Here is a 25936-nt window from a genome sequence, read left to right as displayed (position 1 = left end):
ACTCCCTGGATTATTCCGCGGCTTTTTCGGTCACCTGGACCAGCAGACCGGCGATGGCGTTGGGTAGCTGGGTGGTGATCACCTGCTCCCCGGCCCTGAGGCTGTCGGATTTCACCAGGATGCGGTCTGCGCCGTCACTGCGGGTCAGCTGGCCGACACGCTGAACCTGCACCGGCTCAAGCCGTGACTCCACCACCCTGTAGACCCGGTCCGTGCCATAGAGAGCGGTGGGTGGCAGGGCGATAAGGTCGGGCTGGGGCGGCAGCGAGAGTTCCAGGCTCAGCGAGCGGCCAGGCTCGGGTATCAGCCCCGGGTCGATAAAGCGGAACAGGGCATCGACGCCGGCCTTGCCGGAGGAGACGGTGGCGCCGAGGCGGTCGAGCCGTAATTTCAGGGGTTCTCCATCCAGGCGGGTGTGGGCGATCACCTGCCTGTCCGTGGCGCGGATGAACGGGCGCAGCTGACTGAGCAGCCGCTCAGGAATCTGGGCGCGCACTTCAAGCTGCTCCAGGTCATACAGGTCGATCAGGGCATCGCCGTTGCGTACGCGATCGCCGCGGGCAACATGGACTGCGGCAACACGGGCGGCATAGGGTGCCTTGATTTGGGTGCGATCCAGGTCCAGCTGCAGGCTTTCCAGCGAGGCTTGCAGGCGCGCTTTTTCCGCATTCAGCTGCGCCAGCCGGTGCGGATGATCAGCGATCGCTGCGCGCAGGCTGTTGAGGTTCAAACGCTGCTGCTGCAGCGCGGTCTGCGCACTGTCGATCTGCTGCTGGCTGACCAGGTTACGGCCGACCAGGTTGTTGTAGCGCTGAAGATCCTGCTCTTTCAGAGCCACCAGCTCCTGCTGCAGCTCCAGGTCGGTCAGATCGCTGCGGTGGCGCACCTTCTCCGCTTCAACCTGGGCGCTGGCGCTGTCGAGCTGTGCCTGCAGCTGGCGGATGCTGATCTCCACATCGCGCGGGTCGAGGCGCAGCAGCGGGGTGCCAGCGTCCACCTGCTCCCCCTCCAGCGCGCTAATCGCGATCACGTCCGCCTCCACTGCGGCGCTCAGCGTCGCCATCTGTGGGGTTTCCACCGCGCCATAGAGCGTCACCTGCGGCTGCAGCTCTTCCGGCGTGACGCTAACCGCATGAACACTCCAGCTGCGTTCGCTGATCGGCTGTGCCGGGGCCTGGGGGCGGGTGGCCTTGAGCACGCGGAAACTGAACACCGCTAGGAGAATAATCAGGATCGGCAGTAACCATTTCAGGTGCCGTTGTATAAAGCTTTTGGCGGACATGTACATTTCCCTGTCTGATACTGTCCAGCGCGCGGTCTGGATCAGCGCGCTACGCTATATTGGATGGTTTGATTCTATCGATTCGGCGCGACATCTGCCGCTGGATTTGCAAAGCTTTACAGTTAACCCTGTCTAACAATCAATACAACACCGGGGAGGTCGGCATGCGTCGTGGAGAGATACTGTCACTGGACAGCGCCGGGTTTCATCGCCTGCGTTACCAGGAGTGGGGCAGCGCCAGTAACGAGCGGGTGCTGATCTGTGTTCATGGCCTGGCACGCAACAGCCGGGATTTCGACGACCTGGCACTGGCACTGAGTCGCAACTACCGGGTGATCTGTCCCGACCTGCCGGGCCGCGGCGAGAGCGAGTGGCTGACCGATCCCGGGGATTACGGTCTGCCCCAGTATGTTCAGGATATGGTGGTGCTGATCGCCCGTATCGGAGCGGAGAAGGTGGACTGGATCGGCACATCGCTGGGCGGCCTGATCGGCATCTGCCTGGCGGCCCAGCCGAACACTCCGATCCGGCGCCTGGTACTCAATGATATCGGGCCGTTTGTGCCTCAGTCCGCGTTGCAGCGCATCAGCGATTACCTGGGCGATCATCGCTTCGATGACGAGGTGCAGATGGAAACCTGGATGCGTGCCCTGTACACCGCCTTTGCCGATATCAGCGACGACCAGTGGAAACATCTGATCGCCCATGGCCAGCGTCGCTGTGAAGACGGTCGCCTGGGGCTGCACTACGATCCGGGTATCGCCCGTAACGCCGAGTTGAGTGCGCAGGCCGATGTGGATATCTGGCCGTTGTGGGACAGGGTCGGTTGTCCACAGATGCTGCTGCACGGCGCAGATTCCGATGTGCTGACGGCGGAGGTGGTGTCGCAGATGCAAGCCAAACAGCCCGCTTTGCAGGTACACTCCCTGCCCGGTATCGGCCATGCGCCGGCACTGATGTCGAAACAACAGATCGCCCTGCTGGTGGAGTGGTTGCGCGCGACCCAGTCGCAGGTGTTTACAGGGGATTAAAACCGATGAGTCTGCTCACCCGCTGGCCCAGAGAGCAACTTGCGTTGACTGCTGAAGAACGCGGTCAGGCGCTGCAGGCCGTGGAACAGGCGTTTGCGCCGACACTGAAGTCCCTTGAGGTGGATATCGGCCTCAAGGAGTTGTTTGAGCATGTTTACGTGCCCCTGGCCGCCTGGCTGGTGGAGCGCCAGAGGGGGCAGGACAAGCCGCTGGTTATCGGTATCAACGGCGCCCAGGGGGCCGGTAAGTCAACCCTGTTCAACCTGCTTGAAGTGATCATGGAGGAGGGGTTTGGCCTGCGGGTGGTCGGCTTTTCCATCGACGACCTGTACAAGACCCGGGCCGAGCGTGAGGAGCTGGCGCGCCAGGTGCATCCGCTGATGAAGACCCGGGGCGTGCCCGGTACCCACGACGTGGAGCTGGGCATAGAACTGCTGCAGTCGCTGGTGAACGCCGGTGCCGAGACACTGACCAAGATTCCGGTCTTCGACAAATCGATCGACGATCGCTGCCCGCCCACGGTCTGGCAGGAGTGGCTGGGGCCGGCGGACGTGATCGTTTTCGAGGGCTGGTGCGTTGGCGCCCAGGCGCAGACGGAGGAGGAGCTGGCAGAGGCGGTCAATCAGCTGGAACAGGATGAAGATCCGGATGGCACCTGGCGGCGTTATGTCAACGAACAACTGGCGGGGCCTTACCAGCGCTTGTTTGAGCAGCTCGATCTGCTGCTGATGCTGAAGGTACCGAGCATGCAGGCGGTCTACCAGTGGCGCGCCCAGCAGGAGGAGAAGCTCGCAGACCGGATGCGCTATATCTACGATACCCAGCAGCCCACCTCACACCTGAGGATCATGAATCCGTCCGAGATCCAGCGCTTTATTGCCCATTACGAACGTCTGACCCGCGCCATGCTGGCCGAACTGCCGGGTCAGGTAGATATCTGTCTGGATCTGAACGAAAACCACAAGATCTCCGACATCCTGATCAACGCCGGTGAGCCCGTGTCACCGGCGCGCGAGGGCAGCGTGGCGTTCAGCCTCTAGCCGCTGCGAAGGCCAATTAACGATCAGATCGGCAGCAGGGTGGTGGAGGCAAAACCCACCACCACCGATTTGATCGCCCGGTTGGTCTTGTCGGAGACGATCCTCGCCATCATGTCCTGGTAGCCGATCAACTGCGCAAAAATCCGCTCGAAACTGTAGTTCGGCACCCCGTTCGCGGCGATGCCGTTGGTCAGCAGGAACAGGCGGCCATCGGGCTGGCGTCGGTTGTTGAGGCGCCAGTCGATCGCCTCCAGATTGCGCGCGCTGTTGAACAGTTTCTGCTGGTCGATTTCGTTGAGCAGGTAGAACTCGTCCCGGTAGCTGTAGGACGCATGCAGCATGCCGCTGATTCCCACCATCAGGGCGAATACCCGGTCGCCGCGGAACTCGGGATCAAACACCAGCGGGATGGCGTCGATGCCGTATTTGCCGCCCAGTTCCGGGTGGTTGATCAGGCGCGGGGAGTCCAGCAGCAGTTGCAGGCGGCGGCTGACGGTGATGCCGGGCGGGCCTTTTTTCAGCTCGCGCGGGTTGCGCTTGTAGAGCTTGATCGTCAGCTCCCGCACCCGTTCATTCACTGCGTGGATGTGCAGGTCGGCGACCATGTCGATATCCGACTTGGCCAGGCTCTTGAATTGAAACGGCTTGGCCTTCTCTCCCGTGGCACATCCCTGAAGTATCAGCAGCAGTGCAACAACCAGCAGGCGGGTCATCAGTCCTTTCCTTCTGTCTCATCCATGGCTGTGGCCTCGTCGTCGTACAGGGTGAACGCCGTGCGCTCCTGTACCGTCGGCGCATCGAGGTCCTCGGTGCTAAATCCTATACCGCCGCCCACCAGGGTCTCCAGGCTCGAGACCTTGACCTCCAGGCCGCTGAACAGCCCGGCCCGGGTGCGCACCCCGCTGTCGTTGAAAAAACGACTGGAGCGGCGTACCAGTGTGGCATGGGCCGGCTTGATGTGGGCATAGACCTTGACGCCATCGCCGCGCAGATTGATCTCGTAACCGGTGATCTCGCCCACCGGTACCTCGCGATACAATACCGGACTGCCGATGGCGATGGAGCCGAGCCGCTTGGCGTGAAGTTCTACGGTTAAACCCGCCCGGGGTTGATAGGCGGGTGTTTCACGCAGGGCGATAAAGTCGCTGCTGCTGGGGCCATCGCCCGGCAGCACCTCGACATGGTTGCCAAAGATAATATTGGCCGGGTTTTCGATACCGCTGAGGCGGATCTGCGGCTCGCTGATCCAGAAACGGCTGCCTTCCCGCGCCAGGAAACGCCCCTCTTCGAACAGGCTGGCACTGGCGACCCTGGCGCCGTCTTCGCTGACGATGCGGACCTTGTCGATACGGCCCACCTGCTGGCCCCGGTAGCGTATCGCCGCACCGTCGGGCAGCTCGATTCCGGGGGCAAAACTGATCTGGATCGGCAGCGAGCGCTCGCGAGAGGCATCCCGATCCGGGTACAGGGTGAAACGGGTGCCGGAGGCGATCGCTTCGCCGCCGTCCGGCGTGTCGAACGCGATACCGCCCTTGACCAGCTGCTTCAGGGTGCCGGTATTGACCTTTACGCCCTCCTGCAGGCTGGCGCGGGCCTCAATGCCGCCGGCCACCCAGAAGCGGCTGGCGCTGCTGACCAGGGAGCGGTGGGCCGGATCGATCGCCAGGTCGATCTGCACCGAGCCGCCGTTGTCTCCGAGCCGGTAGTGGCTTACTTCGCCCACCTCCAGTCCGCGGTACAGCACCGGTGCGCCTATGCCCAGCGCACCCAACTGATCGGCTTCCAGTAGCAGCTTCAGCGAGGCTGAGGCGGCGGTCTCAAGGCGGCCATTATCACTGGCGCTGTCGCGGTCGGGGTAGAGTGCGAAGCGTGGCAGCGCCTGCTCCAGCCCGCCCGGTTGATTGTTCGGGTTGAACAGGCTGATGCCGCCCTGGAGCAGGGTCTGCACGCTTTCAGTATCCAGCGTTACCGCGTCGATATCAGCGGAGAAGTGGATGCCGCTGCTGTTCCAGAAGCGGGTGTTGTCACCAATCAGCTGGCGGTACTTCTCACGCACCACCGCATGGATCAGCACCTGACGGCCATCGGCGGTAAGTTCGTAGCCGTTGACTTCACCGATCGGCAACTGGCGGTAAAGCAGCGGCGAGCCGCGGCTGATGGAGCCCAGTTCATCGGCCAGCAGCTCCAGCTCCAGCCCCTGCTGGACCGGTGGCCTGGCGGGCGGTTCGTCCAGGGCTCTGAAACTGAAGGTTTCGTTGCCGGGCCCCGGTGCCAGCTCGATATACTGCCCGGCCAGCAACTGCTGCAGGCTCAGGTCGCTGGAGCTGAGGCTTGGCTGCACCAGCCAGAAACGGCTGCCGGCGCGCAGCAGCGGACGGGCGCGCGGGTCGATGAGCAGCTCGGCGTGGAGAGCGTCGAAATCGTCGGTGAGCTTGATATCGCGCACGCGGCCGATACGGATGCCGCCGGTTCTGACCTCGGTGCCGGGGCTCAGCTGGGTGTTGGCGGCGAAGGTCAGCTTCACCGGGATGCCGTCTTCGGCGGCTTCGTAATCGGCAAACAGCCGGAACTGGTCGCCATCTTCGGCGACCGGGTTGTTCTGCGGATCGGGGGTATAAAAGTGCACACCGCCGGCGATGATGGTGGCCAGAGAGCCGAGTCGCACGTCGATATCGGGCAGTTTGCCCTTGATCTCCAGGCTGCGGGCGTTCCAGAAACGGGAGTGTTTCTTCACCAGGTGGGTGTAGCGGGCGTCGATAAACAGGTCCACCAGAATCTGGTCATCGTTGGCGCTGAGGCGGTAATCGATCACCTCGCCGACACTGACATCACGGTAGTAGACCGGTGAGCCACGCCGAACCGCGCTGACCGAATCGGCGAACAGGGTGATGTAGAGTCCTTCCTTGTCACGTTCCGCCGGGGGCGGTTCGTCGTCGGCGATAAAATAGCTCGATTCGGCACCATCGCCGGGCCGGATGCCGATGTAGTGGCCCGAAACCAGGGTTTCCAGGCCGCGCACACCGGACAGGGATATCTGTGGTTTGACCAGCCAGAAACGGGTGTTTTCCCGCAGCAGGGATTCGGCATGGGCGGCAATCTCGATCTCGGCGGTAACGCTCTGCAGATCCTCGTTCAGGCGCAGGCTGCGCACGGTACCGCTGGGCAGGCCGCGATAGATCACCTGGGTCTTGTTCTCTTCCAGGCCTTCCGCGGAGCTGAACACCACTTCAACCATCACGCCGGCTTCGTTATAGCTCTTGAATACCAGCCAGCCAGCGATGAGCGCGGCAAGTAACGGCAGAATCCAGACCGCCGAAGGACCGCGGTGACGGCGGATTCTCGGTCGGGTTGCCCCGGATTCTGTGGTTTCAGGATTTTGATCCACTCGTGCTCTCCTGCAGATGGCGGTCCCAGATGAGACGGGTATCCAGCGACCCGGCCGCCAGCATGGTGAAAATGACGACCCCGGCGAAGGCCAGTGCGCCGGCCTGACCGTCGATGTACGCCAGATTGCCGAACTGTACCAGGGCCACGAGTATACCGACGACGAAGATATCCAGCATCGACCAGCGACCGATCCAGTGGACGATGCGGAACATCACCATTTTCTGCTGCATATTGGTGGTCCAGCCGTGCTGAATCGCCAGCAGCAATACGGCCACGGCGATGATCTTGCCGACGGGAATCAATATGCTGGCGGCGAGCACTATGATGGCGATGCCCCAGAGACCGTGCTGGGCCAGCTCGATCACCCCGCTGAAAATCGTCGACGGGGAGCCGCGCCCAAGCGTGGTCACCCGCATGATCGGCAGCAGGTTGGCCGGCAACAGCAGAAAGGTAGCGGTGAGCAGCAGCGCCCAGGTGCGCTTCAGTGAGCCGGGCGTACGGGCGTGCAGGGGCGCGTGGCAACGGGGGCAGTGGCTGCCCTCCCTGGCCAGAGGCCAGAGAGCGCCGCAGTCATGGCAACGGATCAGACCCTGCGCCAGCGCGCTGTGCTGCCAGCTATTCATCGGCGAACTCCTTCTTTGTGACGTCTTCCGACAGCGCTTCGATCTGATGCCAGAAAAGATCCGGATCCAGCTGTGATGAACTCAAGGTGGTCACCAGGATCAGTGTGCCCAGTGAATACAGGCCCAGCCCGGGATGGACCTCGGCGATATCCACCAGCTTGACCACCGAGACGAGTACGCCGATCAGGTAGACCTCCAGCATGCTCCACTCATCCAGGTGTTGATAGCCACGCATCGCCAGTGCCAGTCCCGGCCAGGGTTTCTGCAGGTGAAGCGCCAGTGACAGGTAGGTAAGCAGCACAAACTTGGTCAGTGGAACCAGCGCCGCAAACAGCAGAATACAGAGCGCCACCACCGGCAGATTGTCGTCATAAAGCGCCATGGCGCTGGAAAAAATGGTCTGCGCCTGCTGGCGGCCCAGCACCTCCAGCGTCAGTACCGGGAACAGGTTGGCCGGCAGCAGCAGGATCAGTCCGGCCAGGGCCAGGGCCAGCGAGCGTTCCACGCTGTTAGGGTGACTGGAGATCAGGCGGGAACCGCAGCGGGGGCAGTAAACGACCTCGTCGCCGCTGATGACAGGTCGGCTCAGCAGCAGGTCGCATTCGTGGCAGGCGATGTGATCGTTGCGATTCAGGGTACTCATCCAGCTCCGGCTCAAGCAAACTGCGCGCAAAATGATCGGGCGCAGAACATCCGCTTTCGTATCGTATATAGTACCGCCTTCGAAGTTTCCCACAGGAGAGCCCAATGGCAAACCAGATTAGCGACATCAGTGCACTGAGACGCGAATATGCGGCCACAGGCCTGCACCAGGCCGACCTGAATGCCGACCCCTTCGCACAGTTTCAGCTGTGGCTCGACAAGGCCCGCGAGGCACACCCCGATGATGCCACCTCGATGACGCTGGCCACCGCCGATAGCGAGGGGCGTCCCGCTGCACGCATCGTACTGCTGAAGCACTTCGACAGTCATGGCTTCTGTTGGTTTACCGATTTTCGCAGTGAAAAGGGCCAGCACCTGGAGCAGAACCCCTATGCGGAGCTGATGTTCTACTGGTACGGACTGGATCGCCAGGTGCGTATTCGCGGACCGGTGGAACAGCTTGAGTACGCCTTCGGTGAGCGTTACTTCAATGAACGCCCGTTGGGCAGCCGGCTCAGCGCCGCGGTTTCGCACCAGAGTTCGACCGTGGACAGCCGCGCTACACTGGAAAAAGCGGTCAGCGAGATGAGCGCACAGAACCCTGATGGTAAGATTGCGTGCCCGGACACCTGGGGCGGTTACCGCCTGATCCCGGAGCGTTTCGAGTTCTGGCAGGGGCGGGAAAACCGTCTGCACGACCGCTTTGTCTACGCCCTGGAAGATGGCAAGTGGCAGACCTGTCGCCTGCAGCCCTGAGACTTTACCACCCGAATTAATACCGGCTATCGGACACGAGAACGATGAAAATCACCCGCGACTGTGCAGTTTACTTCCGTTACAACCTGGCTCCGGCAGGAGAAACCCTGGAGGCGCCGGTCGATGACGATCCGGTACTGAGCTATCTGCATGGTCAGGGGCAGATCGTGCCTGGACTGGAAGCGGCACTGGAAGGCCACGAAGCCGGCGACAGTTTCAACGTCGAGGTGAGCGCGGATCAGGCCTACGGCCCGCGCGACGAAAGCCGCATCGAGCGGGTGGAACGGGAGGCATTTGCCGGCGTTAAAAGCCTGCGCAAGGGAGCCCTGGTGCAGGTTAGTGATGAGTCGGGTAAGCCTGCACTTGCCCGGGTGCTGGCGCTTGATACCCGCGAGGTCGAGCTGGACATGAACCACCCCTATGCGGGCATGGACCTGGCCTTCAGTGTCGTTGTGGTTGAGGTACGCCCGGCCACGGAGCAGGAGTTGGCTGAAAAGTCTGTCAGCAACTGAACCTGGGCGTCGACGCCGGCTTGGCGTAGATCCGCCCTAACCCGCGAATCTCCTTCGCACTCTCAGCCCCGATTATCCGAGCTGCCGAAACTCGGCGGCTCAGGATACCTTTTCCCGCCATTTCAGATCGCCAATCTGCACGTTCAGCCATTCAAAGCCTATACGCCGTGCGACCGCAGCGGCCCCATCCAGGCTTTTAAATTCACGTTCCCCTTTTGAGCGCTGAAGATTCAGTGTCACGACTTCGCTATCGCGAGTTACAAATTTCAATGTCCATCCACGGGACATCGAAATCGGAATCGCCTGGCATGACTCAAACACTCCAGCTTTGAAAAGCAGCTTAATCTCCCTTTCCTGCATCTTTAAAACCTCTTTTTGATTAATCGTTAATCTTATATTGATTATTCTATAGCCAATGTTTGATTTGAGCAACTAAATCGTCGCTTTTTTAACCAAATAAGCTATTGTTTTTAAAGAGATTTTTTGACTTTACTCCAGGCGTTTTTCAGGGTTTGAGTTTTGGTTTTAAGCTATTGATTTATAAGTAAATTTTTCATTAATTCTTTTATAATAATTTGTTTTATGAATGTTTGATTTTATATTTAGATTTCTAGTTATTGGGTTTTTGATCAATCAAAAAATAGAAAATGAAAGACTGTAAGCGGAAAGTGAATAACGGCTGTTGAAAATGCCGATAGAAAGAGGCCGTTGGGGAAGGAGAATGAGCAGGAGAGCAGGAGAGTGAATGATGTTGTTAACCGGAGCAGCAGGCCGGAGTGGGAACAGGCGCGGGACAAGGGCTCGAAAATAGCCGGGTAGCAACGTTTCTGGATACAGACACCTCAGCGGGGCGCTGGGCACCTGGTGGCGGTCTTAGACCTGAAAACAGAATACGCGGGGCTGGGAGCCCAGGCTCCGGGGCCGGCGGGTCGGTTTAGGGGATAAAGCGGGGAGTGGCGCGGGGCAATAATCGTAAAATCCAGGTATGACAGGGTCTCGGCGGGAGGGAATCCGAACCCTGTTATACCTCGATGTAGAGCGTCGATCAGCTCTCTTTGGCGACCGCCAGGCGGGCTCGCAGAGCATCTTCAACCCGTGTCAGATGCTCCTGCATCTCCTTGACGGCGGCGTCACTCTCGCTGAGCTCGGGGGTGTAGCGGAACATATCCAGCATCTCGACCAGGAAGCGTTCCTCATTCATCTGTTTGAGCTGTTCAGCTGACCAGATTTTAGTTTTGGTGGGCATGGTCTTCTCCTTAATCAACAGGTCTCTGCTCTGCGTTTACTGTAGATAATAAAACTCTATCAAGCCGGCAGATTATTGCATCTTGTCTACTTCAGTAATGGGACAGAAGACCTTTTTTTTCAAGAGAAGAGTGGCTTGAGCTGGGTCAATATACCAGGGGGCGGTGAGGAGTATTCTAGCTTCAACGTTAATACAGAAAGAAAGGGTGACTGTTATGTTTGGTGTTGATGCCTACAGCCTTGAAGTGCTTGTCCCCAGCGTAGTCGGCGTTGTCGCAATGGCCGGGGTTATGATCTGGGCGTTTGTAAAAGTGCGCAAATTGATGAACGAAGAGCACAGCCACAAGTAACAGTACTGTCGGTAAAAAGTACTGTCGGTTGTCCCTCGTAATACAGGCTCGCTTAGGCGGGCCTGTTTCGTTTTTGGCCCTCTCTAGTAGTGCTTGGCCCCAAGTGTTGATGAATCCAGGCCAGTAGCAGCAGAACCAGTCCCAATCCCATGAAGGAGGCGACGCGCAGAAGCCCGTCGAGCCCTTCCATATCGATGACGAATATTTTCAGGATATCCAGAAACAGCAGCGCCATGGCAGCGCGGTACAGCTGTTGGCTGTCACGCCGAATAGCCCAGGTCATACCGGCGGCGGCCATCAGCAACCAGACCACTGAATAGGTATAGAGCTCTGGATTATCCGTTGGCAGCGCCAGGCTCACTGCTCCCTGCCAGAGGTGCCTGATCTCCAGTGATACGAACAGCAGCAGGCTCAGGCCGGCGCCCAGCATCGCCCAGGGTCGAACTCTTGGCCGGTAAAAGCGCCCCAGCGCCAGCAATAGCAGCACCGGCGCGCCGTAGGCCAACAACAGCATATTCCAGATCGGTGTGGGCGCAATCGGCGTAGCGCCCCAGAGAGGATTATCCCGCATCAGCACGATCAGCAGATGATTCAGCGTGGCCATCAGCAGGAGTGCCGCGGCAAGAAACCGGTACAGGCGGCCCAGAACCTGACTCAATCCGGCTCGCCAGTAATAGACGAGGCCGGCACAGCCCCAGATCAGCGTATTGATCGATGCTTCGGTAAAGCTGTAGCGGTGTCCGAAAATCTCGCCGTCATACAGCCAGTAGCGCAGTTCCGTGCCCAGCGTCAGCACCAGTAATGTCGCGGCGGCACCCTGCAACCAGGCGCGCAGCTTGATATCGCTTTGGCTCAGTTGAGCGGCGATGAAGCAGCTGAGTGTTGAGCCGCCATAGGTCCATAGAGACCAATGCGTATCGTTGGCGTAGGTGGCAAGCCAGGGGTTCAGTGTCAGCCGGCAACCGACCGCGATAATCACCAGCCGGATCAGCCAGGGGATCAGTGGCTGCGGGCAGCGCTGTTGTATGGCGGCCAGCGACATCAACTGCAGGGCCAATGCGAGTGTCAGCGTGGCTTCATCGAACCAGATCACCGCGGCCAGTGAATAGGCCAGGTGCGAGCTTGCGATCAGGGCAATAATCACCGCCGAGGGCGCCGATTGGGCGCGTAGCTGGCGCGCCAGTGCCAGGTAGCCGATGCCGAGCGCCAGTGATGCGCCACCCCAGCGCCACTCCGTATCGAGTTCCGCCAGCAGCAGGTAGGCCAGTGCCAGCATCAACAGTGGTGACAGGCAGGCGGTGCTGGACCAGATGCCGGGGACAGCGCCTTTGCGGTTCAGGTTCCAGCTGCCGAAGGCGGCACCGAGCAGGCCGAGTAGTGCCAGCAGTGCGATCAGATAATCCCGTTCGCTCTCGCCGGGTGCCCGCAGCGTCACGCCATGGATATCCAGCTGCAGGAACTGACCGAGCAGAGCAGCCGCCAGACCCATCAAAAGCAGGCCGGGCAGTGGTGCCAGCAGCGCGCGACGGCTGGCCGCGTGCAACAACAGTAGCGGCAGCAACAGCTGGCTCCATACTGAGGTAAAGCTCAGCGTCTGGGTAAGCAGGTCGAAACTCTGCGCGGCGCACACCAGCAGCAGTGCCAGTAACAGCGCATGTTCATCGCCGCTGGCGGCGATAAATCTGTGCAGATAATGATGCTCAGTCTTCGCCTTGTCTTTTTGAATCAGCAGCCAATCCAGTCGCGGCGCCGCGAGCAGGGCCCAGCCGGTGCCGAACAGGTAAAGCGTGCGGCTAACCTCATCGGCCGGCGGTGTCAGCCAGCTCAGTCCCCACCAGGCCAGGGCACCGATGACCACACCACACCAGAGCCATAGCCGCCAGACATAGCGCAGCAACACCAGCACCGAGATGGTCAGTATCAACGAGTAGATCAGCGCGCCCTCGATCTGCTGGCTACCGGTATCGACCAGAACCGGCACCAGGTAACCACCGAGCATACCCAGTGCGGCGAGCAGCGGGCCGTGGACCAGGGCCAGTCCCAGGGTGATGACGGAGACCAGCGCCATAGCGGCAAAGACCAGCCCGGGTGGTACATAATCGAGTTGGTGCAGGCTGGCCAGCAGTGCAGCATAAAGCACAATGCTGGCGCCACCGGCCAGAGCGGCGAAGACATCATTCTGTCCCTGGCGCTGGCGTAACCACTCGGCGAGACCGTGTAACACAACCCCGGTCAGCAGCGACAGGATGATGCGGCCTCCCGGTCCCAGCAGGCCCTGTTCGATGGAGTAGCGCACCATGAAGATACCGGCCAGGCCGACACAGGTGCCGCCGAGCCAGATCATCCAGTGCCGGCGCAGATGTTCAGCCAGTAGATCGGAACGCGCAGTGCTACCGGGCAAGGGGGCTGATTGTTCCTGCCTGGATGCCGTGGCGGCGGAAACGTCGGCGGCCACTTTGCCGGGTTCCCGGCCCCAGGCATCCATGGGTTCCGGTTGCGGTTGCGGTTGCGGTGGCTGTGGAGCGGGCGGTATCTGTTCAGGGCTGGGCGGTTCAGGGATGTCAGGTTTCGGGGGCGGTTGTTCGGAAGGTGCGGCGGGGGTGGATGATTCCGGACCTGAGGGCTGGATCAACTGCCTGCGCAGCTGCTCGATCTCTGCTTCCATCTCCCTCAGCCGCTCATTCAGCGAGTTTTGGCGGCTAAACGCCAGCATGCCGAGGATGCCGCCGGTCAGCAGAACCAGCAGAAGCAGCAACAGTAAAATCAGTAACACGGCCATGTGTTGATTTCCCTCAACCCGGTTGTCTGAAGCATAATCGATGCACTCACTATTGCCCATGTGGCGAGCAGGGGTATAGGTTTTCCCCTCTGGGTGATGGAAGGAGAGGTCGATTGATGAATATCTGGGCACTGGACAAGGATCAGAGTATCCGCCATCTACTGCTGATGCTGACCACCCAACTGGGTGCTGGCGCCTTTGTTGTCGATGAGCAGACAGAGTGCGATCGCAACGCCGTGTTCATCCATCATGCCGAGGATCCTGCCCTGCGTGCTTACCTCTATACGGTTGGCCAGCAGGAGGGGCGCTATGGGATACACCTCGAATATCCGCCGACGTCGGCCGCCGCCGTGCTGTTCGAGGCCAATGAGAACCAGTCACTGGAGGCGGTGGTCGAGAGCCTGGCCGTCCATTTCGATATACCGGTCATTGCGCCTCTGCCGAGCCGCTGAAGCCTGTCTATAATTTAATCATGACGTTGTCACAGAGCCGGCTGGGAAACGAAGGTAGCAGGTGTCGTTATGGTTAACCCGGTATTGCCCCAAGTACTTGCCGAATTGCGCGCGCACCCGGAAGGGGTCAGCGAATACGGCCTGATGAAAATCCTGGATCGGCAGCAGCTGTTCGAGGAGCAAAATGAAGCGGGGCCGGGACTGCTGCCGCTGTATCGCAAACATTTCCTGATCATGAATGCGCTCTACGATCTGCAGGATATCCTCTGGCAGGAGGAGCACCGCGTGCTGGATATATCACCCATGCATATCGCGCTGCATGAACGCCAGGCGGATAACGCCGATGAGGAGCCGGACTGGTATCCGCTGCTCAGTGAGTATTACCTGGATTGGGATGTCTACCGTGAAACCACCGCCGAGGATGTCGACCGGATGATGGCGGCCCTGAAGGAGCAGTCTTCACTGCCCCATTAGTTCACTGGCGTTTTGCCTTGGCGATCAGCGTATCCAGGTGGCGTGCGAACTCACGGCGGTCGGTCTGGTTGAGGGCGGCCGGGCCTGCGGTTTGAACGCCGCTGGAACGCAGGGTCTCAAAAAAGTCGCGCATGTTCAGGCGCGCCCGCACATTGTTGGCGGTAAAGAGTTCACCGCGGGGGCTCAGTGCCAGGGCGCCCTTGTCGATCACCTCGGCGGCCAGCGGAATGTCGCTGGTGATCACCAGGTCGCCGGCTTCGGCGCGGCGCACGATTTCGTTATCGGCAACGTCAAACCCGGCGCTGACCTGGATCGCCCGAATCAGCTTCGATGGCGGCGTGCGGATATACTGGTTGGCGACCAACAGGGTTTCGATCTCTGCGCGTTCGGCGGCACGAAAGATAATCTCCTTGATCACCACCGGACAGGCGTCCGCATCTACCCAGATTTTCATCGCAAACCCCCGCTTAATCAGAAGGCCGCCACTCTAGAGCAGTGGCGGTCGATGCGCCAGTGATTCAGTCCGCCCAGCCGGAACCGATGGCACGGAACGGCATATCCAGCCCCAGTTCCGGAATCTGCAGGCCGACCCAGGCGGGGAAGGTGTTGCTGTTGGGACCGGGGAACACCCGGTACTCGTGCTTCCACGGATAGCGCTGCACTGCGGATTCGATCTTGTCGATCAATGCCTCAGCCTCAGGCCCGCGCTTGTCGAGAATGATCTCCGGTCGGGCGCCATACCAGTAACGGTCCGGTTTATCCCGGGTCGAGCGCAGCACCGGCAGTCCCTGACGTTCGCGCCAGCCCACCACTTCATGCACGGTGTAATGATCGGCATTGCTCGGCTTGGTCGCTATCCAGGTGTGCACCGCGAAAATGCCACGCCAACCCCAGGCGTCCGCGGCATAGACCTGCACCACGGCTTCCGGCGTTGCCGAGGGGGCCGGGGCGATGCCGGCGGACTCGCGGCTCGCCGTTTGCCAGCCATCATTGGAACAGCCAGCGACCAGTGCGGTCAGCAAAAACATGGCGGATATGCGTTTCAACATCTGTCTCTCCCCGGGTCTGGTAACGTCGGCAGTCAGTCACTGCCTGGTGGCTTGGAGCGGCAACGCTTCCTTGTCATACTGACTTCTGAAAACCTCTCTTTGTTCACGATCTTTCTTCAAGGCATCTCCATGACCTATACCCTGATACCCGAAGACGAAGACCGGAACCTGAAGAATATCACCACCCTGGTTTACGCTCTGCAGGCCGCCTCGTTCCTGATCGGGATTAGCTTCCTGGTAGCACTGATCATTAACTACGTGAAACTCCAGGATGTCCGCGGAACCCTGTATGAATCCCACTTCAGATGGCAGCTGCGCACCTTCTGGTACAGCGCCTTCTGGTTTTTCGTCGGTTTCCTGTCGACGATCATCCTGGTGGGTTACGCGATCCTGGCTATCAATACGGTCTGGGTAATCTATCGGATTATCAAGGGCTGGCTGCGTCTCAGCGAGGGGCGACCGATGTATATCGACTGATGAGCGATAACAGCGGGCCGACAGATCTGCCGGCCCGGCAGGACAGTATCAGTTGTTAAGCAGCGTCATAAACTGGGACAGCCAGGCGGGGTGAGCGGGCCATGCGGGAGCAGTGACCAGGTTGCCATCGGTGGTCGCCTGATCCACCTCGATCTCGGCGAACTCGCCGCCGGCCAGGCGCACCTCCGGTGAGCAGGCCGGGTAGGCGGAGCAGCGGCGCCCCTTGAGTACGCCAGCGGCGGCCAGCAGCTGGGCACCATGGCAGATAGCGGCCACCGGTTTGTTGGTATCGAAGAAGTGGCGCACCATCTCGATGACTTTTGCATTCAGGCGCAGATACTCCGGTGCGCGGCCACCGGGAATCACCAGGGCATCGTAGCTGGCCGGGTCGATCTCATCGAAGCTGGCGTTCAATGCAAAACGGTGCCCCGGTTTCTCGGTATAGGTCTGATCACCCTCAAAATCGTGAATCGCAGTGGCCACGCTGTCGCCGGCTTTTTTGTCCGGGCAAACCGCATCTACCTGGTGGCCTACTGCCATTAGTGCCTGGAAGGGCACCATGGTTTCGTAATCTTCGGTGAAGTCGCCGGTGATCATCAGAATCTTCTTGCTCATCACACTCTCCTTGAATGGGACTGCCTGTTATTGAATCGGCATCGGTACGGGTGTGCCTTACATCAGCCGGCGAAGAAGCTGTCGATCAATTCGCCGGGCGAAAGTCCGAACCGGTCCAGCAGCAGTTTAGCCGACATCAACAGAGTGATAATGACAATCAGCGGACGGACCAGGCGGGTACCACGACTGACCACCAGCCGGGCACCGAGTTGGCCGCCGATCAGTTGTCCCGCCGCCATGGCGAAACCGGCCAGCCAGACTATATGGCCGCTGAACAGGAAGAAAAGCAGTGAGGCGAAATTGGAGGTGAAGTTCAGCACCTTGGTATGCGCGGTGGCACGGGCCAGGCCGAAACCGGCCAGTGTGACGAAAGCGAGGGTGAAAAAGGTACCGGTGCCAGGACCGAAAAATCCGTCATAAAAACCGATCGAGAAGGTGATGGCGGTGCTGAACAGCAGTACGCTGATCCGCCGCTCCCGGTCCTGGTCGCCGATCCTGGGTGAAAAAGCGAAGTAGAGTGCGATCACAATCAGCAGCGCCGGCATCACCGCGGCAAGAACAGTGCTATCGATCAACTGAACCGCCAGCGTGCCCAGCGCCGAGCCGACAAACGTACAGAGGATCATGGTGCGCATCTCACGCAGATCGACCAGGCGTTTGCGTACAAAGTAGAGAGTCGCGGCCAGGGTGCCGAAACTCCCCTGTAGCTTGTTGGTGGCCAGCGCCTGCACCGGACTGAGACCGCTGGCCAGCAGCACCGGCAGCGTAATCAGACCGCCGCCCCCGGCGATCGCATCGATGGTGCCAGCACCGAGGCCGGTGATCAGTAACAGCAGGATCAGATTGAGATCCAGTTCCATGGTGGTCTTCCTGATGGGCCGCGAATGGCAGTAGAAAAGATCTGCCGCGGATTATCCCGTAAATCAAACGGGGCGTCATGGAGAGCCGCGTTTCCTGCCCCGGTGACGGCGCCTGGATAGGCAATATTCGAAAATAATCATATTCATAAACGATCTAATTCCGACCTTTTTACTTTGTTTTTGTTTATATAGGATTATTGCTCCCGATAAACACTGTCTCTGGAGTGCCATCATGCGTCGTTTATTTTCCCTGCTCTCCGCCGTGCTCCTGGGTTGGAGCAGTTTTGCCTTTGCCAACCAATCGCTTGAAGTCGGTTACATGCCGATCATCCCTGTTTCCCAGTCCTTTGTGGTGCTGGAAGGGGATGCCCTGGAGCATGCGGGCGTCAGCGATCCCGACCTGATCAAGTTCCAGAATGGCCCCGCCATAGTTCAGGCACTGCTGGCCGGTCAGCTTGATGTGGCGTACATGGGTATTGGCCCGGCCATGGTGGCCCGCGCCAAGGGCGCTGATATCAAGGTGGTTGCCTCCAATATCGTTGAACAGATCAGCCTGATCTCACTGGGCGAGCTGGCGCCTTACTTTGCCGACGGCGAAGCGGCCACAGCTTTCCAGCGCTTCAAGGCGGACAAGGGGCGTAAGGCGGTGATCACCACCTTCCCCCAGGGCTCGGTTCCTGAGACCGTGCTGCAGTACTGGCTGCGCAATCAGCTGGGTCTGAGCGAGCAGCAGATTGGCGACAACATCGACATCATCTACCAGGGCGCGGCCCAGGTGCAGCAGTCGCTGATGACCGGCGCTGTGGACGGTGCCGCGATCCTCGAGCCGATTGTCAGCATCGTGCTGGATCGCAAGGAGGAGGCAAAGGTTGTGGCGGCCGGCTCCGAGATGTTCCCGAACCAGCCCGGTGCAGTGCTGGCGGTGCGCGAACACCTGATCAACGACCGGCCCGAGCTGGTCAAGGCGCTGGTTAAAGCGCACATCGACGCCACCGAGCAGCTGCGCAACCAGCCGGAACAGGTGGCCAGCGCGGTGGGTAAATACGTGGGCGGTGGACGTCTGCCGGCGGATATCGTGCTCAAGGCGCTGCAGCGCTCCGGCCATCAGTTTGAAGCCAACCCCAATGCCATTGTCGATGGCACCCTCACCATGCGCGACTTCCAGGCCGAGCTGGGTACGCTGAAAGCGCAGGTCAACCTGGACGAGCTGTTCGATACCCGTTTCTACGATGAGCTGGCTCAGGAGTAAGGGCCAGCGATGACGCAACAGGTACATCCTCTGGCCCGCTCCCCCTGGGGGCGGGCTTTGCTAGGTCTGATCGGTGTGGCGGCCTTTGTCGCCCTGTGGAAGTTCGCTCAGGTGTCCGGCTGGGCACCCTCCGGCACCATTCCCGATCCTTTCCTGCTGCCACAGGCGCTCGAGGATGAGTGGAGCTCCGACCGGCTGCTGCCGGCGATCCTGTCGAGCCTGGTGCATTACGCCTGGGGTCTGGCCCTGGGCACGCTGTTTGGTTTTCTGGTGGGCACTCTGGCCGCCTCTTCATCGATGCTGGATGCGCTGCACGCCTGGCTGGCGCGGATTCTGCGGCCGATTCCCCCCTTGGCCTGGGTGGTGTTTGCCATCGCCTGGTTCAAGGTCAGCCATGCCGGCGCGGCCTTCGTTATCGCCATCGGCGTATTCTGGGTGAACTACTTCGCCACCTATTCCGCCGTGCGTCATGTGGACCCGAAATACTATGAATTGGCTCGTGCTTTCGGTCAGGCCGGCCATCTGCGTCAGGGGCTGCAGGTGACCCTGCCCGGTGCTGCGCCGGGGATCTTCTCCGGTATCCGTACCGGCATCGGCCAGGCGTGGATGACGTTGATCGCCGCCGAGCTGCTCGGCGTGCCCGGCATGGGGCAGGAGATGAACTCCGCCGCCGGCGTCGGTGCCTATGAAGCGGTGGTGGTCTACATGCTGGTTATTTCACTGGTTTATACCCTCAGCGATACGATTTTTGCCCAGGTTGAGAAGCGAGTACTGAGATGGCGTCCATCCTGAATATCGAGAACCTCAGCTACCACTACGGCAACAGCGAGTCGCCGGTCTTCAGCGGACTGAATCTGCGCCTGGAACCGGGGGAGTTCATCGCTGTGGTCGGCGGCTCCGGTGTGGGCAAGTCCACGCTGCTGCGCTGCGTGGCGGGTCTCGCCGATGCCAGCGGTGGCAATATCACCTTGAACGTGCCCCATAACGACACCCGCCGCCGTCGCGGCATCGTGTTTCAGGATGGCCGCCTGATGCCCTGGCGCCGGCTGCGCGCCAACGTGGCTTACGGCCTCAAGGGCCTGAAACTGACTGCCGAGCAGAAACGGGAACGGGTCGATGAGGTGCTCAAACTGACGCGACTGGAAGAGTTTGCCGACCGCTGGCCACATCAACTCTCCGGCGGGCAGGTGCAGCGCGGCGGCATTGCGCGGGCACTGGCAGTACATCCGCATCTGCTGCTGATGGATGAGCCGTTCAGCGCGGTGGACGCGATCACCCGCCGTCACCTGCAGGATCAGCTGCTGAGTATTTGGGACAAGACCCGCAAGGCGGTGCTGTTTATCACCCACGATATCGAAGAGGCGGTTTATCTGGCGGACCGGGTGATCGTACTCGCTGGTTCGCCTGCTAAAATCGCTCTGGACCGTCGGATCGAACTGCCCCGGCCGCGGGGACGCGGCGCTGAAGAGTTACAGCATCTGGCGGACGAAATCTCCCAAGCCATCTGATTGTTGAGGATAGAGCCATGGCGGCGATCAAACTGATGATTCATGCGCCCACCCCAGAGGCGCTGAAGCGTGCACAGAACAATGCCCGTAACCTGCTGAAGCTTGAAGACGATGCCGAGGTGGAGATCGTCGTCAACGGCCCCGCGGCTGCCAGTGCCGTGACGATAAGCGACGAAACGATTCTGCCGCTGCTGGTTCTTTGCCGTAACAGCCTGGATGGCCAGCAGCTTGAAGAACCCGAGGGCGTGCGTGTGGTTGCCGCTGCGGTGCAGTACCTGGCGAGGCAGCAGGCCAGCGGCTGGGCTTATATCCGCGCATAAGCCAAAGCAGGGTTTATAGATCCAACAATCATTAGAATAAATTAATATAAGGAAAGACGAATTTAAAAGTGGCTGCTAGTCTTGAAACTGACATTTCATAGAAATGAGTTGGTTTCGGCTGGTTGGCCCGGGAGGCCCTGATTTAAAACATAACTCCCCTGACCAGCTCCGAAGGGTAATACCTATAAAAATATGCCCGGTAAACAGTGAAGGTCAGGCGCAGGTATTCATAGATGAATAGCTCCGCCGCTTGCCGATTACGCTGAACTCCTGAACCGGGCCCTTAGGAGAGTGCGTGATGTCCAAAAACAAAGAGAACGAGACGCGCGGCCTGCACGCGCTTTATTCTGAGGACCCCGAAAAGGCGGATCGCCTGCTCTGGGGGCGGGTTGTCGACCCGGAATCGCGACGCGGTTTTCTCAAGAAAAGCGGGCTTGCCGCCATGGGGGCAGCGATCGGTGCCGCAGCCATTCCCTTTGCCGATAAAATGCCGGGTGGCCTGATCCCGGTTGCCCTGGCCGACGACCAGACCCCCTTCATGCTGGAGGGCAAGGATGGTCTCACCATCCTCAATGACCGACCAATCAACGCCGAAACCCCGCCTCATCTGCTTGATGATGATATTACGCCGGGAAGCCGCATGTTCGTGCGCAACAACGGTATTCCGCCGGCCATCGAGAATATCGATCCGGCCACCTGGGAGCTGCGCATCGACGGTGAATCCTGCGCCAACCCGATGACCTTCACCATCGCCGAGCTGAAGCAGAAGTTTGAACACCACACCTACCAGTTGCAGGTCGAGTGTGGCGGTAATGGCCGCAGTGAGTATGTGCCTTCGGCCAGTGGTAACCAGTGGACCACCGGCGCCGTGGCCTGTCCGACCTTTACCGGCGTGCGGCTGCGCGATGTGCTCGAAGCCTGCGGCATCAAGGACGACGCTGTCTATATCGGTTACTACGGTGCCGATACCCACGTCAGCGGTGATCCCAGCCGCACCCCGATCTCCCGTGGCGTACCTATGCATAAGGCGCTGGAAGATGAGTCGCTGATCGCCTGGGCGATGAACGGCGAAGATATTCCGTATCTCAACGGTTATCCGCTGCGCGTTGTCTGCGGTGGCTGGCCGGGTTCAGTGTCCGGCAAGTGGTTGCAGCGGATCGTTATCCGCAACCAGAAACATGACGGCACCAAGATGGGAGCGCCGTCATACAGCGTGCCGAAGAATCCGGTGGCGCCGGGTACCGACGTGCCCAAGTCCGATTTCGTCACCATCGAGTCGATGCCGGTGAAATCGCTGATCACTTATCCCGAGTCGGGGCTTACCCAGTCCAAGGGCGAGACGCTGGTGGTGCGTGGCCATGCCTGGGCCGGCGATCTGGCGGTGGATAAGGTGCATATCTCCATCGACTTTGGAGCCACCTGGATCGAAGCGGATCTGAAGGCACCGGCCAACCGGCTGGCCTGGCAGCGCTGGAGTACGGCGATCAATTTCCCCGAGATCGGCTATTATGAGATCTGGGCCAAGGCCACAGATTCGGAAGGTCGCTCGCAACCGATGGTCGTTCCCGGATGGAACCCGAAAGGCTATCTCAATAACGCCTGTCACCGCATCGCGGTGCAGATAGTCTGAGGGGGTGTGCCATGTTAGCGCGACGCATGCGCCGGCTGCTGTTGCCGCTGGCGCTGACGCTCCCTCTGGGAGCCTGGGCTGAAACCGATCCGGATAGCGGGCTGGTGATCGACGATGGCTGGGAAACGGTGAAATCCACCTGTACCGCCTGCCACTCCGGTGCGCTGGTGACGCAGAATGCCGGCTCCCGTAACCGCTGGGAGTACCTGATCCGCTGGATGCAGGAAACCCAGGGACTCTGGCCTCTGCCACCGGAGATGGAGAATACGATTCTCGATTACCTCGCCAAGCATTATGGACCCAAGGAGGGCGCCCGCAGGCCGCCGCTACCGCCGTCCATGATGCCGGAAAATCCTTACAAGGCCGCGAAGGAGGATACGGCCGGATAAGCGTGGAAGTCAGGGGAAGGTTGCTCTGCCCCTGCGCCCGACCCGCCGGATTCTGGCGGGTCGGGCTTTCGCATAGAATGAGGCGCGCCCCCGCGCAGATTGGCCGTGGCATGGTGGTTATTTTCGACCTCGGCGGTCAATCGCGACGGTGTCGTCGCTCCTACTTTGATTGGGTGCGCTGAATCGCCAGCTCCAGCAACCTGCCCATCTCGATGATCTCCTCACTGGTCACATTCAATGCCGGCATAAACCTCAGGCTGTTGGGCCGCGGCGCGTTCAACAACAGGCCCAGATCAAAAGCATGCTTAACCAGTGCCGGCGCATTGACAGTGCCGGTATCCAGTGCCAGCAGAAGCCCGGCGCCCCTGACTCTGCCCATGCCGTATCTGGCCGCAAGGTCGGTCAGCACCGCGCTGAGTGCCCGGCTGCTCAGGTTTATCTGCTCCATAAACCTGTCATTTGTGACCTGCTCCAGTACAGCCAGCGCCACAGCGCAGACCAGCGGATTACCGTTGAAGGTGCCGCCCTGATCACCGGGCTCAAAACAGCAGACCCGCTCTTTGGCCAGCAGGGCCGAGATCGGCACACCTCCGCCGAGCCCCTTGCCCAGGGTCATTACATCCGGCTCGATGCCCAGCGCCTGGAAGCGGAACAGGCTACCGGTCCGGCCGATACCGGTCTGCACCTCGTCCAGCATCAACAGTATTCCGTGCTGGTCCGCCAGCGCTCTCAGCCCCTGCATAAACGTCTCGCTGGCCGGTACTACCCCGGCTTCGCCCTGTATCGGCTCCAGCATAATTGCCACGGTATCGGCGTCGATGGCCCCGGCCACCGCGTCCAGGTCGCCATAGGGGACTTTGGTAAAACCGGGCACCTTGGGATTGAACAGCGGTTCGAAGGCGGGTTTGCCGGTGGCCGACATGGTGGCCAGGGTCCGGCCGTGAAAGCCGTTTTCAAAGGTGATGATTTTCCAGGCGCCGTTACGCTGCTTGGCGCCCCATTTCCGGGCCAGCTTGATCGCGCCCTCGTTGGCTTCTGCTCCGCTGTTGGCGAAGAATACCTGGTCCAGGCCGCTGAGTGCCGCCAGGCGGTTGGCCAGCTTTACCGCCGGTCCGTTATAAAACGCGGGGCCGGGGTTGAGCAGTTGGCGGCTCTGTTCAACCAGTGCGGTGCTGATCACTGCCGGGCTGTGGCCCAGGGTATTGACGGCCCAGCCCTGGACAAAGTCGAGCCAGGCGTTGTTCTGTTCGTCGAACAGGTAACTGCCGGCACCCCGGGTAAAGGTGATTTGCGGCCTGGGCGCTATCTGCATTAGTGCGCTGTAATCGTTGTTCATGCTGTTTCCTCAGGTTTTTCAACAGCGGAGATCTGCCGCATCCGGTCAGCACAGGACGGGGCTCGTGAGCTGTTGTTGAGTAGTCAGAGATATCGGTGAAGTGGCTGGATTCAGTCAGCCGGAAACGACAAAGGCCGCCGGGGATACCGGCGGCCTTTGTCGAAAACCTCGGCCTGACTCAGTCAGGCAGGGGAGCACTTATCGGGCAGGCAGGCGAGATCCCAAGGGAAACCTTGTGGAGTGAGCCTGTCGTCGAAGTGCGGATGTGATCGTCATAACCTCGAGTATTTCAGAGTTTTCCTGGCGGCGGAAGGGGCGTGCTGACAAAAGTTCATTCCGGCGCCGGCTCTGAATAGCCGACATTCAGGTACACTGAAAAATGATCGACAGAGGTGTGCGAACGACAGGTGGAAGATGACAGAGCAGCGGCGGGAAATCGACAAGCTGGGCGCCAATCTGGGTGGTGGTTTCCGCCTCGCCTTCGGGTTCTCGCTCAGCAAAGCCCGTTTCCATTACAGCCTTGGTCAACTGATCGCACTGGTGGTGCTGTTAGGCCTGCTTCAGGTGGTGCTGGCTTTTGCTGCGGTTGATCCTCCTCGGGTATTCAATCCCTATGGCGCCAACTACCTGGCGGCACTGAACCTCGGGGTGATGCTTCTACTGCTGGTTATTACGCGGCTTGCCGGCGGCGGGGCGAGAGTATTCGGGCGCACGCTGATCGCTGTGGCGGCGGCAGAGTGTTTCATGCTGCTGGGGGCGCAGCTGGGCACCGGGCTTATTGCCCTGCTAGAGCTGCCGTTCAGTTATTACTGGGCCGGCTTGTGCCTGTTTCTTGGCTGGCAGTGGCTGGTGCTGGCTCGTGCGCTGGGGGCAAACCGGCAGCTGGCCCGGTTGCGCGTTGCCCTAACCGCCGGGTTGTTTCCACTCGGCCTGCTGGCCAGTTTCTGGGTGTTCCCGCAGATCCTGCTCTGGTACACCGACTATCCCGAGCAGGAGCGAGCCCCCCGGGCTGCGCTGAATGTGGAAAAAATCTATTACGCCCAGCCGCAGTTGCTGGCCGAGTCCCTGTCGGCGCTTGCGCCGGGTGAAAGCGGCAAGACAGAACTCTATCTGCTGGCGCTGGGCGGCTACGGTGAAGAAAATGTGTTCCTCAACGAAGTGGAATATGTGCGTGAGCAGTTCGACACTCATTTCGGTACCGCGGGGCGTTCGCTGGTGCTGGCCAATAACCCGGCCACCACGGAGCGATACCCGCTGGCCAATGCGCATAATCTTCAGAGCGCGCTGGATGCGCTCGCTGAGCGGATGAACCTGAACGAAGACCTGCTGTTTCTGTTCATGACCTCCCACGGCAGTTCTGACCACCACTTCTCTTTGCAACTCGGTGATCTCGGCCTCAATGACCTGCGGCCGGTACAGCTGCGCGAAGCGCTGGACAAGGCCGGTATCCGCTGGCGGGTGCTGCTGGTCTCAAGCTGCTACTCCGGCGGGTTTGTCGAGGCCCTGAAGTCCCCTGAAACCCTGGTGATCACGGCAGCGGCGGCGGATCGAAGCTCCTTTGGCTGTGGCGCGCAGAGCAACTTTACCTATTTTGGCGATGCTTATTTCCGCCAGGCTCTGCCACGTGAGCCACGCTTTATCCAAGCCTTCGATCTGGCCCGTGACTGGGTAACGCAGCGGGAAGCGTCCGAGTCATTCATACCTTCCAGACCGCAGCGTTTTGTCGGTGCCGAGATCGAGACCAGGTTGCGTGCCCTGTACCGCGAATCAGCGATGAACAGGGCCATCGAGCTGGCGGAACGTGCCGAGGCGTGCCGACTTGAAACCGGGCGCAAGCCCTGTAGCCTGAGCATTGACCGGGATTAAAGCGCCGACTCATCCTTTTTTCGGCAGCATCCGTACCCATAAACAGATTAGCGGCCAGTTCGGC

The 25936-nt window shown here is 60.2% G+C and carries 28 protein-coding genes; 15 read left to right on the top strand and 13 right to left on the bottom strand.

Annotated features, from left to right (window positions below; all coding sequences use genetic code 11):
• Positions 1–10: 10 nt before the first annotated feature.
• Complete coding sequence (locus tag ACQUQP_RS19060; RefSeq protein WP_432696613.1) at positions 11–1282, bottom strand: efflux RND transporter periplasmic adaptor subunit; 1272 nt, start codon at positions 1280–1282, stop codon at positions 11–13.
• 164 nt (positions 1283–1446) lie between these two features.
• Between ACQUQP_RS19060 and ACQUQP_RS19055 the strand changes: the two genes are divergently transcribed.
• A complete protein-coding gene (locus ACQUQP_RS19055; protein WP_432696612.1) occupies positions 1447–2313 on the top strand; it encodes an alpha/beta fold hydrolase in 867 nt (288 codons plus the stop codon).
• A gap of 5 nt (positions 2314–2318) precedes the next feature.
• Positions 2319–3353, top strand: coding sequence for a hypothetical protein (locus ACQUQP_RS19050; protein WP_432696611.1), 1035 nt, complete (start codon positions 2319–2321; stop codon positions 3351–3353).
• A gap of 23 nt (positions 3354–3376) precedes the next feature.
• Here the strand turns inward: ACQUQP_RS19050 and ACQUQP_RS19045 are convergent, their stop codons facing one another.
• Genes ACQUQP_RS19045 through ACQUQP_RS19030 form a run of 4 tightly spaced genes read right to left on the bottom strand, consistent with a single transcriptional unit; the run spans position 3377 to position 8006 of the window.
• A complete protein-coding gene (locus tag ACQUQP_RS19045; RefSeq protein ID WP_432696610.1) occupies positions 3377–4066 on the bottom strand; it encodes a hypothetical protein in 690 nt (229 codons plus the stop codon).
• On the bottom strand, positions 4066–6738 hold the full coding sequence (locus ACQUQP_RS19040) for an MlaD family protein (RefSeq protein ID WP_432696609.1): 2673 nt from the start codon (positions 6736–6738) through the stop codon (positions 4066–4068). Before ACQUQP_RS19040 ends, ACQUQP_RS19045 begins: the two co-directional genes overlap by 1 nt.
• Entirely contained in the window at positions 6722–7363 is a 642-nt protein-coding gene (locus tag ACQUQP_RS19035; protein ID WP_432696608.1) for a paraquat-inducible protein A, read from the bottom strand. Before ACQUQP_RS19035 ends, ACQUQP_RS19040 begins: the two co-directional genes overlap by 17 nt.
• The gene (locus ACQUQP_RS19030) at positions 7356–8006 is read right to left on the bottom strand and encodes a paraquat-inducible protein A (protein ID WP_432696607.1); all 651 of its coding nucleotides are present in this window, start codon (positions 8004–8006) and stop codon (positions 7356–7358) included. Before ACQUQP_RS19030 ends, ACQUQP_RS19035 begins: the two co-directional genes overlap by 8 nt.
• Before the next feature lie 104 nt (positions 8007–8110).
• On the opposite strand from ACQUQP_RS19030, the gene pdxH reads away from it, so the two are divergent.
• Together pdxH and ACQUQP_RS19020 are read left to right on the top strand one after the other, a co-directional pair.
• The gene (gene pdxH, locus ACQUQP_RS19025) at positions 8111–8761 is read left to right on the top strand and encodes a pyridoxamine 5'-phosphate oxidase (RefSeq protein ID WP_432696606.1); all 651 of its coding nucleotides are present in this window, start codon (positions 8111–8113) and stop codon (positions 8759–8761) included.
• 44 nt (positions 8762–8805) lie between these two features.
• Entirely contained in the window at positions 8806–9273 is a 468-nt protein-coding gene (locus tag ACQUQP_RS19020; RefSeq protein ID WP_432696605.1) for an FKBP-type peptidyl-prolyl cis-trans isomerase, read from the top strand.
• Positions 9274–9372: 99 nt separating this feature from the next.
• Here the strand turns inward: ACQUQP_RS19020 and ACQUQP_RS19015 are convergent, their stop codons facing one another.
• Entirely contained in the window at positions 9373–9705 is a 333-nt protein-coding gene (locus tag ACQUQP_RS19015) for a hypothetical protein (protein ID WP_432696604.1), read from the bottom strand.
• 613 nt (positions 9706–10318) lie between these two features.
• Positions 10319–10519, bottom strand: a complete 201-nt coding sequence (locus tag ACQUQP_RS19010; protein ID WP_432696603.1) for a hypothetical protein — start codon at positions 10517–10519, stop codon at positions 10319–10321.
• A 214-nt stretch (positions 10520–10733) separates the two neighbouring features.
• Here ACQUQP_RS19010 and ACQUQP_RS19005 point away from each other — a divergent pair, with 214 nt between their 5' ends.
• Complete coding sequence (locus ACQUQP_RS19005; RefSeq protein ID WP_432696602.1) at positions 10734–10868, top strand: hypothetical protein; 135 nt, start codon at positions 10734–10736, stop codon at positions 10866–10868.
• A gap of 52 nt (positions 10869–10920) precedes the next feature.
• On the opposite strand, the gene ACQUQP_RS19000 is transcribed toward ACQUQP_RS19005, so the two are convergent.
• On the bottom strand, positions 10921–13647 hold the full coding sequence (locus ACQUQP_RS19000) for a DUF2339 domain-containing protein (RefSeq protein ID WP_432696601.1): 2727 nt from the start codon (positions 13645–13647) through the stop codon (positions 10921–10923).
• A 116-nt stretch (positions 13648–13763) separates the two neighbouring features.
• Between ACQUQP_RS19000 and ACQUQP_RS18995 the strand changes: the two genes are divergently transcribed.
• Together ACQUQP_RS18995 and ACQUQP_RS18990 are read left to right on the top strand one after the other, a co-directional pair.
• On the top strand, positions 13764–14099 hold the full coding sequence (locus ACQUQP_RS18995; RefSeq protein ID WP_432696600.1) for a hypothetical protein: 336 nt from the start codon (positions 13764–13766) through the stop codon (positions 14097–14099).
• A gap of 69 nt (positions 14100–14168) precedes the next feature.
• On the top strand, positions 14169–14573 hold the full coding sequence (locus ACQUQP_RS18990) for a DNA-J related domain-containing protein (protein ID WP_432696599.1): 405 nt from the start codon (positions 14169–14171) through the stop codon (positions 14571–14573).
• 1 nt (position 14574) lies between these two features.
• Here the strand turns inward: ACQUQP_RS18990 and ACQUQP_RS18985 are convergent, their stop codons facing one another.
• Both ACQUQP_RS18985 and ACQUQP_RS18980 read right to left on the bottom strand, forming a co-directional pair.
• Positions 14575–15027, bottom strand: coding sequence for a YaiI/YqxD family protein (locus ACQUQP_RS18985; protein ID WP_432696598.1), 453 nt, complete (start codon positions 15025–15027; stop codon positions 14575–14577).
• A gap of 64 nt (positions 15028–15091) precedes the next feature.
• Positions 15092–15622 carry a DUF3750 domain-containing protein gene (locus ACQUQP_RS18980; RefSeq protein ID WP_432696597.1) on the bottom strand — a complete coding sequence of 177 codons (531 nt, stop codon included), beginning with the start codon at positions 15620–15622 and terminating at the stop codon, positions 15092–15094.
• A gap of 129 nt (positions 15623–15751) precedes the next feature.
• Between ACQUQP_RS18980 and ACQUQP_RS18975 the strand changes: the two genes are divergently transcribed.
• Entirely contained in the window at positions 15752–16099 is a 348-nt protein-coding gene (locus ACQUQP_RS18975) for a DUF4870 family protein (RefSeq protein WP_432696596.1), read from the top strand.
• A gap of 48 nt (positions 16100–16147) precedes the next feature.
• On the opposite strand, the gene ACQUQP_RS18970 is transcribed toward ACQUQP_RS18975, so the two are convergent.
• Together ACQUQP_RS18970 and ACQUQP_RS18965 are read right to left on the bottom strand one after the other, a co-directional pair.
• Entirely contained in the window at positions 16148–16717 is a 570-nt protein-coding gene (locus ACQUQP_RS18970; RefSeq protein WP_432696595.1) for a DJ-1/PfpI family protein, read from the bottom strand.
• A gap of 59 nt (positions 16718–16776) precedes the next feature.
• The gene (locus ACQUQP_RS18965) at positions 16777–17574 is read right to left on the bottom strand and encodes a TSUP family transporter (RefSeq protein WP_432696594.1); all 798 of its coding nucleotides are present in this window, start codon (positions 17572–17574) and stop codon (positions 16777–16779) included.
• A gap of 232 nt (positions 17575–17806) precedes the next feature.
• Here ACQUQP_RS18965 and ACQUQP_RS18960 point away from each other — a divergent pair, with 232 nt between their 5' ends.
• The 6 genes from ACQUQP_RS18960 to ACQUQP_RS18935 all read left to right on the top strand — a co-directional run bounded on the left by ACQUQP_RS18960 (position 17807) and on the right by ACQUQP_RS18935 (position 22670).
• Positions 17807–18823 (top strand): ABC transporter substrate-binding protein, encoded by a 1017-nt coding sequence (locus ACQUQP_RS18960; protein WP_432696593.1) that lies wholly within the window; start codon positions 17807–17809, stop codon positions 18821–18823.
• Positions 18824–18832: 9 nt separating this feature from the next.
• Entirely contained in the window at positions 18833–19615 is a 783-nt protein-coding gene (locus ACQUQP_RS18955) for an ABC transporter permease (protein ID WP_432696592.1), read from the top strand.
• Positions 19600–20331 (top strand): ABC transporter ATP-binding protein, encoded by a 732-nt coding sequence (locus tag ACQUQP_RS18950; RefSeq protein WP_432696591.1) that lies wholly within the window; start codon positions 19600–19602, stop codon positions 20329–20331. The genes ACQUQP_RS18955 and ACQUQP_RS18950 overlap by 16 nt, the downstream gene beginning before the upstream one ends.
• Positions 20332–20348: 17 nt before the next feature.
• Positions 20349–20651: a hypothetical protein gene (locus ACQUQP_RS18945; protein WP_432696590.1), complete on the top strand. Its 303-nt coding sequence runs from the start codon at positions 20349–20351 to the stop codon at positions 20649–20651.
• 298 nt (positions 20652–20949) lie between these two features.
• The gene (locus ACQUQP_RS18940) at positions 20950–22281 is read left to right on the top strand and encodes a sulfite oxidase (RefSeq protein WP_432696589.1); all 1332 of its coding nucleotides are present in this window, start codon (positions 20950–20952) and stop codon (positions 22279–22281) included.
• Between the two features lie 11 nt (positions 22282–22292).
• On the top strand, positions 22293–22670 hold the full coding sequence (locus tag ACQUQP_RS18935; RefSeq protein WP_432696588.1) for a hypothetical protein: 378 nt from the start codon (positions 22293–22295) through the stop codon (positions 22668–22670).
• Positions 22671–22830: 160 nt separating this feature from the next.
• Here the strand turns inward: ACQUQP_RS18935 and ACQUQP_RS18930 are convergent, their stop codons facing one another.
• Positions 22831–24006, bottom strand: a complete 1176-nt coding sequence (locus ACQUQP_RS18930) for an acetylornithine transaminase (RefSeq protein WP_432696587.1) — start codon at positions 24004–24006, stop codon at positions 22831–22833.
• Positions 24007–24420: 414 nt separating this feature from the next.
• Between ACQUQP_RS18930 and ACQUQP_RS18925 the strand changes: the two genes are divergently transcribed.
• Positions 24421–25872 (top strand): C13 family peptidase, encoded by a 1452-nt coding sequence (locus ACQUQP_RS18925; RefSeq protein ID WP_432696586.1) that lies wholly within the window; start codon positions 24421–24423, stop codon positions 25870–25872.
• The last annotated feature ends 64 nt before the right edge of the window (positions 25873–25936 follow it).

It is taken from the genome of Marinobacterium sp. YM272 (assembly GCF_050908845.1).
In the GTDB taxonomy this organism is placed as follows: domain Bacteria; phylum Pseudomonadota; class Gammaproteobacteria; order Pseudomonadales; family Balneatricaceae; genus Marinobacterium_D.
Note: the sequence above shows the minus strand (reverse complement) of the source record. Positions and strands in the feature narration are given on the sequence as shown.

Bases quoted from the DNA above. Each gene is read 5' to 3' on its own strand.
- ACQUQP_RS19045 (WP_432696610.1), bottom strand. From the start codon at position 4,066: ATGACCCGCCTGCTGGTTGTTGCACTGCTGCTGATACTTCAGGGATGT.
- pdxH (WP_432696606.1), top strand. From the start codon at position 8,111: ATGGCAAACCAGATTAGCGACATCAGTGCACTGAGACGCGAATATGCG.
- ACQUQP_RS18955 (WP_432696592.1), top strand. From the start codon at position 18,833: ATGACGCAACAGGTACATCCTCTGGCCCGCTCCCCCTGGGGGCGGGCT.
- ACQUQP_RS19050 (WP_432696611.1), top strand. From the start codon at position 2,319: ATGAGTCTGCTCACCCGCTGGCCCAGAGAGCAACTTGCGTTGACTGCT.
- ACQUQP_RS18930 (WP_432696587.1), bottom strand. From the start codon at position 24,006: ATGAACAACGATTACAGCGCACTAATGCAGATAGCGCCCAGGCCGCAA.
- ACQUQP_RS18980 (WP_432696597.1), bottom strand. From the start codon at position 15,622: ATGTTGAAACGCATATCCGCCATGTTTTTGCTGACCGCACTGGTCGCT.
- ACQUQP_RS18995 (WP_432696600.1), top strand. From the start codon at position 13,764: ATGAATATCTGGGCACTGGACAAGGATCAGAGTATCCGCCATCTACTG.
- ACQUQP_RS19005 (WP_432696602.1), top strand. From the start codon at position 10,734: ATGTTTGGTGTTGATGCCTACAGCCTTGAAGTGCTTGTCCCCAGCGTA.
- ACQUQP_RS18945 (WP_432696590.1), top strand. From the start codon at position 20,349: ATGGCGGCGATCAAACTGATGATTCATGCGCCCACCCCAGAGGCGCTG.
- ACQUQP_RS19000 (WP_432696601.1), bottom strand. From the start codon at position 13,647: ATGGCCGTGTTACTGATTTTACTGTTGCTGCTTCTGCTGGTTCTGCTG.
- ACQUQP_RS19035 (WP_432696608.1), bottom strand. From the start codon at position 7,363: ATGAATAGCTGGCAGCACAGCGCGCTGGCGCAGGGTCTGATCCGTTGC.
- ACQUQP_RS18950 (WP_432696591.1), top strand. From the start codon at position 19,600: ATGGCGTCCATCCTGAATATCGAGAACCTCAGCTACCACTACGGCAAC.
- ACQUQP_RS18975 (WP_432696596.1), top strand. From the start codon at position 15,752: ATGACCTATACCCTGATACCCGAAGACGAAGACCGGAACCTGAAGAAT.
- ACQUQP_RS19055 (WP_432696612.1), top strand. From the start codon at position 1,447: ATGCGTCGTGGAGAGATACTGTCACTGGACAGCGCCGGGTTTCATCGC.
- ACQUQP_RS18935 (WP_432696588.1), top strand. From the start codon at position 22,293: ATGTTAGCGCGACGCATGCGCCGGCTGCTGTTGCCGCTGGCGCTGACG.
- ACQUQP_RS19020 (WP_432696605.1), top strand. From the start codon at position 8,806: ATGAAAATCACCCGCGACTGTGCAGTTTACTTCCGTTACAACCTGGCT.
- ACQUQP_RS18985 (WP_432696598.1), bottom strand. From the start codon at position 15,027: ATGAAAATCTGGGTAGATGCGGACGCCTGTCCGGTGGTGATCAAGGAG.
- ACQUQP_RS18990 (WP_432696599.1), top strand. From the start codon at position 14,169: ATGGTTAACCCGGTATTGCCCCAAGTACTTGCCGAATTGCGCGCGCAC.
- ACQUQP_RS19010 (WP_432696603.1), bottom strand. From the start codon at position 10,519: ATGCCCACCAAAACTAAAATCTGGTCAGCTGAACAGCTCAAACAGATG.
- ACQUQP_RS18965 (WP_432696594.1), bottom strand. From the start codon at position 17,574: ATGGAACTGGATCTCAATCTGATCCTGCTGTTACTGATCACCGGCCTC.
- ACQUQP_RS19030 (WP_432696607.1), bottom strand. From the start codon at position 8,006: ATGAGTACCCTGAATCGCAACGATCACATCGCCTGCCACGAATGCGAC.
- ACQUQP_RS18960 (WP_432696593.1), top strand. From the start codon at position 17,807: ATGCGTCGTTTATTTTCCCTGCTCTCCGCCGTGCTCCTGGGTTGGAGC.
- ACQUQP_RS18940 (WP_432696589.1), top strand. From the start codon at position 20,950: ATGTCCAAAAACAAAGAGAACGAGACGCGCGGCCTGCACGCGCTTTAT.
- ACQUQP_RS19060 (WP_432696613.1), bottom strand. From the start codon at position 1,282: ATGTCCGCCAAAAGCTTTATACAACGGCACCTGAAATGGTTACTGCCG.
- ACQUQP_RS18925 (WP_432696586.1), top strand. From the start codon at position 24,421: ATGACAGAGCAGCGGCGGGAAATCGACAAGCTGGGCGCCAATCTGGGT.